General features: G+C 68.7%; 3 protein-coding genes. All 3 read left to right on the top strand.

Translation table 11 applies throughout. The annotated features are described in order from the left end of the window. The coding region (locus tag ACE3UY_RS15520; RefSeq protein ID WP_374688407.1) for a DinB family protein at positions 1 to 435 on the top strand (435 nt) is incomplete at its 5' end. 82 nt (positions 436 to 517) lie between these two features. Continuing rightward, positions 518 to 1,327, top strand: a complete 810-nt coding sequence (locus ACE3UY_RS15515; protein ID WP_374688406.1) for a class I SAM-dependent methyltransferase — start codon at positions 518 to 520, stop codon at positions 1,325 to 1,327. 141 nt (positions 1,328 to 1,468) lie between these two features. Further along, positions 1,469 to 1,782 (top strand): ClbS/DfsB family four-helix bundle protein (locus tag ACE3UY_RS15510; RefSeq protein WP_374688405.1); only part of this gene is annotated, 314 nt, incomplete at its 3' end.

Here is a 1,782-nt window from a genome sequence, read left to right as displayed (position 1 = left end):
GATCGTTTCGAGACGCTCTACAAGGCCATCGAGGCCGCCGTGGCCGGCCTGCCGGCCGCGGCGCTGGATTGGAAGCCGGGGCCGGAGATGAACTCCATCGCCGTCATCCTGGCCCACACGGCGGGGGCGTGGCGCTACTGGGTGGGGGACGTGGCCGGCGGGCAGCCGTCGGGGCGCGTGCGGGCCGACGAGTTCGAGACGCGCGACGTGGACGCGGCCGAGATGCTGGGGCGGCTGCGGGCGGCGCTGGACACCGGCCGCGAGGTGCTGGCCGCGCTCGACCCGGCGACGCTGGGCGAGACGCGCACGGCCGGTATGTTCGACGAACAGCGCACCGTCGGCTGGGCGCTGCTCCACGCCCTCGAACACACCGCCCTGCACGCCGGGCACATCCAACTGACCCGGCAGTTGTGGGACGAGGGAATTAGGAATTAGGAATCAAGAGCCAGGTGTCACGACGCTCTGCATTCCTAATTCTTAATTCCTAATTCCTAATTTCTTTCCCCTGGAGGTTTAGTTGATCGACGAAAACGAGGCCGCGCGGCGGGCGTGGGAGGCCAACGCGGCGCATTGGGACGACTACATGGGCGCGGCGGGCAACGACTTCGTCAACCTGCTCGTCTGGCCGCGCACGGAGCGGCTGCTCGGCGTCCGGCCGGGGGAGCGGGTGCTCGACGCGGCCTGCGGCAACGGGCTGTACGCCCTGCGGCTGGCCGCGGCCGGCGCGGACGTGGTCGGCTTCGACTTCTCGGCCGGCCTGATCGCCCGCGCCCGCCAGCGGGCCGCCGCCTATGGCGACGGCCGCATTGCCTTCCACGTGGCCGACGCCACCGACCGGGCGGCGCTGTTGGCGCTGGGCGAGGAGGGCTACGACGCGGCGATGTGCAACATGGCCCTGTTCGACATGGCCGACATCGTCCCGCTGGCCGAGGGGCTGTGGCGGCTGCTGCGGCCGGGCGGGCGGTTCATCTTCTCGGTCATGCACCCCAGCTTCAACGGCCTGCACGTGACGCACGTGACCGAGAGCGCCGACGACGGCCGGCAGTGGACGACGCGCTACGCGCTGAAGCTGTCGGGCTACCTGACGCCGTTCCGGGGCGAGGGCATCGCCCTGCGCGGCCAGCCGGCGCCGCAGCCGTACTTCCACCGGCCGCTGGGCGAGCTGCTCGGCCCCTTCCTGCGCGCTGGCTTCGTGCTCGACGCGCTGGAGGAGGCGGCCTTCCCGCCGGGGCACGGCCAGGGCAAGACCACGTCCTGGAGCGGCCACTACAGCGAGTTCCCGCCCGTGCTCCTGGCGCGGTTGAAGCGGGTATCATCCGCAGATTAGGCAGATTAGAAGAGGCTCACGCAAAGGGCGCAAAGAACGAAGTTTTCTGGCTTTGCGTTCTTGGAAGCCTTAGCGTTCCTGGCGTGAGCCTCTTACAATCTGTGTCATCGGAGCAATCTGTGGATTCTTTCCGGAGGTTATATGGCGGATGAGATGAGCAAGACGGAGTTGATGGATCGGATCAGCCACGCCTGGGAGCGCTTGCAGCGGGTGTTGGCCCCGTTGGACGAGGCACAACTGAGCCGGCCGGGGCCAGAGGTCTGGGCGATCAAGGATCACCTGAACCACCTGGCGGGCTGGGAGCGGGGCGTCGCCTGGCTGCTCAGCGGCCGGTCGCGCTATGAGGGCATGGGCGTTACGCAGGAAGAGTGGAGCACACTGGAGATGGATCAGGTAAACCACCTGATTTACGAGCGCGGCCGGGAGCGGACGGGGGCCGAGGCGCTGGCCGCCCT

The sequence above is a fragment of the Promineifilum sp. (SeqCode) genome, from assembly GCF_041918635.1.
GTDB lineage: Bacteria > Chloroflexota > Anaerolineae > Promineifilales > Promineifilaceae > Promineifilum.
The sequence above is the reverse complement of the archived record's forward strand: the minus strand, read 5'-3'. Positions and strand labels throughout refer to the sequence as shown.